This window comes from Aestuariivita boseongensis (assembly GCF_001262635.1).
GTDB classification, from domain to species: domain Bacteria; phylum Pseudomonadota; class Alphaproteobacteria; order Rhodobacterales; family Rhodobacteraceae; genus Aestuariivita; species Aestuariivita boseongensis.
This window is the reverse complement of the sequence record NZ_JXYH01000103.1, coordinates 1-3,270: the sequence shown is the minus strand read 5'-3', so window position 1 is coordinate 3,270 and position 3,270 is coordinate 1. Positions and strand designations below refer to the sequence as shown.

5 protein-coding genes are annotated in these 3,270 nt (G+C 54.3%); 2 read left to right on the top strand and 3 right to left on the bottom strand.

Going from position 1 to position 3,270, the window contains the following annotated elements; translation table 11 throughout:
• Positions 1-177 precede the first annotated feature (177 nt).
• From TR61_RS19255 to TR61_RS19250, 3 genes are all read right to left on the bottom strand, one after another.
• On the bottom strand, positions 178-1,251 hold the full coding sequence (locus TR61_RS19255; protein ID WP_082182061.1) for a protein kinase family protein: 1,074 nt from the start codon (positions 1,249-1,251) through the stop codon (positions 178-180).
• Between the two features lie 270 nt (positions 1,252-1,521).
• The gene (locus TR61_RS20455) at positions 1,522-1,740 is read right to left on the bottom strand and encodes a GDCCVxC domain-containing (seleno)protein (protein WP_082182060.1); all 219 of its coding nucleotides are present in this window, start codon (positions 1,738-1,740) and stop codon (positions 1,522-1,524) included.
• 36 nt (positions 1,741-1,776) lie between these two features.
• Entirely contained in the window at positions 1,777-2,238 is a 462-nt protein-coding gene (locus TR61_RS19250) for a hypothetical protein (protein ID WP_050932162.1), read from the bottom strand.
• A 100-nt stretch (positions 2,239-2,338) separates the two neighbouring features.
• Here TR61_RS19250 and TR61_RS19245 point away from each other — a divergent pair, with 100 nt between their 5' ends.
• Together TR61_RS19245 and TR61_RS19240 are read left to right on the top strand one after the other, a co-directional pair.
• Positions 2,339-2,626, top strand: a complete 288-nt coding sequence (locus TR61_RS19245) for a DUF1330 domain-containing protein (RefSeq protein ID WP_050932167.1) — start codon at positions 2,339-2,341, stop codon at positions 2,624-2,626.
• A 48-nt stretch (positions 2,627-2,674) separates the two neighbouring features.
• Positions 2,675-3,256: a DsbA family protein gene (locus TR61_RS19240; RefSeq protein WP_050932160.1), complete on the top strand. Its 582-nt coding sequence runs from the start codon at positions 2,675-2,677 to the stop codon at positions 3,254-3,256.
• Positions 3,257-3,270: the final 14 nt, after the last annotated feature.

The window sequence follows — 3,270 nt, the reverse complement described above, 5'->3', positions numbered from 1 at the left end:
GTTCAGTTGGGGAGGCTCATGCGAACACACTCAAAGACAGCGTGTAGCGCGACAACGTTGTGGAACGGCAGCAATGCAGCAGTTAGAAGTCATCTGAGAGTTTCGGTCAGATGCCTCAGAAGAGCTCAAAACAGACGTTAAGGCACGGCAAATGCGTTGGGCGTTACATTTCGGTCGTTAGGTGCCAGACAATAAGTCCGCGTAGCGTGTCATGTCCTGTGGTCCTATCTGATCTAAGACTTCAAGCACCGCCTTGCCTTGCTGACTGTCCGGATCGACTGTCGCTAGTATCCCCGCCATGCCGACGAAACGTCTGATCACGCCACGCCAGTAGTCGTGGAAGCATTCATCGAGAGAGTAATCCTGTATGCCTCCGTCCCTGAGGCACGCATAGTAATGCCGAACCAGACCCTCTTCCATGACTTGCCTATCGGGGAGTGTAGCCAAGAATGAACTAAGGCTTGTAGGGCCCCGGCCCACCCGCAAAAACTGGAAGTCGATGAAGATCGTTTCCACACCCTCTGCGGTATCGGCAAAGAACAGATTTTCTGCGCGCACGTCCGTAAGTAGCAAGGTCTGAGGGTCAGCGCCCAGCAGGTCATGATTGCGCAAAAAGCACTCGGCGATTTCTGCACCTAACCGTTTGTCATCGAACCCCTCTGGGACAAGCTGCTTCGATATTTTCGACCAAGCCCGAAGGAAGTTCTCGTGATAAGTTTTCGTATCGGTCTGCACGTTGCGCAGCCAATCGAACGTACTAAGTGACGCCTTTCGCCAACAGGCTGCGCTTGCTGCAGCAAGGCCGCGCACAGTTGCTTCAATCTCCGCGGCAGAAAGAGCAGCCCCTACGACCTGCCTGAAAGCGGATAGGTCTTCGAGAAGCAGGATGAACGCGTCGCCAGTCTCATTTATCAGAGATGCGTAACAGACAGGGGTCCGGAGACCGGCTTCAGGTGCAATCAAACGGTAGAATTGCGTTTCCTGTCGATAACCGCCGATCCTCTGCATTATTGCCACGGATTCCCGGTTCGGCGATGGCCCTTTCGCAATCATCGTTGATGGCAATTGGCCTCGGTCTCCATCGTACGAGAGATGCAGGCGATAAAGTGCGCCAAAAACTGCCTTGGCGTCTTGCAAGGGCTCAAGTCTGAGACTGGCAACAGCGCCATTTACGGAAAGATGGCCTGCGTCACGCAAAGCTGCAGTTAACCACTCGGGCGTAATCTCGCTGCCATTGGATGGAATGTTCATCCGGACCTCAATCGAATTTCCAGAAAAGGGTCATGCGTGAAGAGCCATCGCTCCGTTGATGACTGTGACATCCCTCACTTAAGCAATCAAGCATGGGTGCTACAGACATTTACTTGCCATCGCAGGGCTTGATACGACCTGTCTCGACCGACGGTTAAGTCCGCTGATGTGACATCTGAAGCAGCCGTAACGAATGTTCGCAACACACTGTTTGCCCACAGCAACTGCAACACAGTTCTTCCCCACAGTGTTTTGGATCACGCACATTGATCAGCCGCAACACGACCCACCTTCTTGGATCGGCGGACAAGGCACGGTTCCGTAGGAGCAATAGACACAGCAATCGCCTGGCAACGGCTTGATCACAGCCCCGCATGAGGTGCACTCGTAGAACCACTGACAGGCATCGGTCGGCATGGTCTCCACTGCCTTGTGGCCGCACTCAGGGCACGTGATTTCGCTCTCAAGGATGATGTTCAGATCATTCATCGTGTCATGTCAGAGTTTTTGAAGATCGATGCGCGCTCATTCAGGTGCGGGGCCGACGGTCAGCATCTTGCCGTTGCTCCAAACCAGCGCTTCATAGCACACCTCTGCCCCAGCGCCGCCACACCAACCTCCGTCACGTCCAATAAGAAGGATACGGTCGGGACCCCAATCAATGAGCCGCCAACCAGTTGCCTGCCACGCCATCGTCTCACCGTTCACAATGAGATTAAGCATGCAACCACCTGTGCCGCAGTAGAGCGACGCAGCGGATGAGCATGCGTATTGGCTTTCGTCCACAAGTTCCGCGTCCACGGTCCCAAACTGAGAGCGCAGTTCAATCTCAATGACAGCATCGCCCTGATCAAACTCGCCGTTCTCGAAGGCTTGGCAGTCCGCAGCTGCGCGGTCGATGAGTTGTTGTGCTTCGGGTGAAACCGCCATTGCCGAGCCAGCGCTCGAAACGAGCGTCGCCACGATGGCCAAAAGCTTTGTGTACATGTCTCAATCCCTTCCAATACTTCGCTAGCAACGGCTGTAGACACAGTCTTCGAACCGCAGTTACCTTTCAAGCATACCAATAGGATAAGGGATGATTGGAATGGCAAAAGGATATCTGGTCGCGCACATCCGTGTTCATGACAAAGACGCCTTTGAGGAGTTCAAGCAACTATCGGGCGCAGCCATCAAAGCGCACAACGGCAAAGTCCTGGTGAGAAACCCGTCACCGGACCATCGCGAGGGCGGTGCTCAGGGGCTAGCTATCGTGATTGAATTCGAGAGCATTGATGCGGCTCGGGCCTTCTACGAATCCGATGCGTATACAGAGGCACGTGCGGTCAGAGAGAAGATTTCGGACACGGACCTCATCCTCGTCGAGGGCCTTTAAGGGCCTTCCCCTTTCACAGCAACGCTTGGAGGAGCAACCTTGGCAGAAATGGATTTCTGGTACTCGATCGGCAGCACCTACAGCTACCTGACAGTCATGCGTCTTCCCGAGGTCGAACGAGCGCACAATGTGAAGTTTCGTTGGCGACCTTTTGATGTTCGGCACGTGATGGTCGAACAGAACAACATTCCCTTCAAAGGCAAACCGGTAAAAGCCGCTTACATGTGGCGCGACATCGAACGCCGAGCACAAAGATACGGTCTGTCACCGAAAGTACCGGCTCCATACCCTTTGCCGGGTTTGGTTTTGGCCAATCAGGTTGCAATGGTCGGCGTCAACGAGGGTTGGGTCGAAGCCTACACTCGGGCCACTTACAAGCGCTGGTTTGAAGCTGGCGAACCAGCTGGTGAAGAACCAAACCTCTCATCCAGCCTTGAGGAAATCGGTTGTGATCCCAGCAAGGTTATCGCTGCCGCGCAGTCAGAAAGCATCGCAAATGCTCTATCTGCTGCGACCGAAGAGGCCATGGCACTCGGAGTATTTGGATCACCCACCTTCGTGGTCGACGGTGAAGTGTTCTGGGGTGACGACCGGCTAGAAGATGCAGTGCTATGGGCTGAAAGTTCTTAGCGTTCTAGACACAC